1 protein-coding gene is annotated in these 567 nt (G+C 67.2%); it reads right to left on the bottom strand.

The features are described from left to right. Positions 1 to 423: polysaccharide deacetylase family protein (locus AACY45_RS27620; RefSeq protein WP_339548638.1), on the bottom strand; the 423-nt coding region annotated here is incomplete at its 3' end. Between the last annotated feature and the right edge of the window lie 144 nt (positions 424 to 567).

Here is a 567-nt window from a genome sequence, read left to right on the forward strand (position 1 = left end):
TGCGATGTGCTCGCGCTCGACGGATTCGGGAACGGACTGGTAATCGATCCAGCGCAAGCCGTGGCTCGCGATCTCCCAACCGGCTGTCATCATGGCTTCGACAGCCGCCGGATTCGCCTCCATCGCCCTGGCGACGCCGAATACAGTGAGCGGCAGCCGACGTTCGGTAAAGAGCCGGTACAGCCGCCAAAATCCGGCGCGGCCACCGTATTCGTAGAGGCTCTCCATCGCCATCGCACGAGCGGGATGCGAGGGCGCCCCGACCATGTCGGAGAGAAAGGCTTCGGAGCCGCGATCGCCGTTGAGGACGCTGTTCTCGGCGCCTTCCTCGTAGTTGACGACGAACTGGACCGCGACGCGCGCACCGCCGGGCCAGCAGGGATCGGGCGGCGCCGCACCATAGCCGACGAGATCGCGGTTCACCGGGTGGCGTCCCACGCGGCAAGCGCAGCCGGCACCGCCTCACCTGCGGGAAGGACGACGCCTTCGGCACGCAACACCGCCTCCAGCGCGGCGAGCGTCAGCAGAACCTTGTGCTTCATCGCGTTGTAGCCCATCGCGCCGAAC

The sequence above is a fragment of the Pseudomonas sp. RA_35y_Pfl2_P32 genome, from assembly GCF_963970735.1.
Classification (GTDB): domain Bacteria; phylum Pseudomonadota; class Gammaproteobacteria; order Pseudomonadales; family Pseudomonadaceae; genus Aquipseudomonas.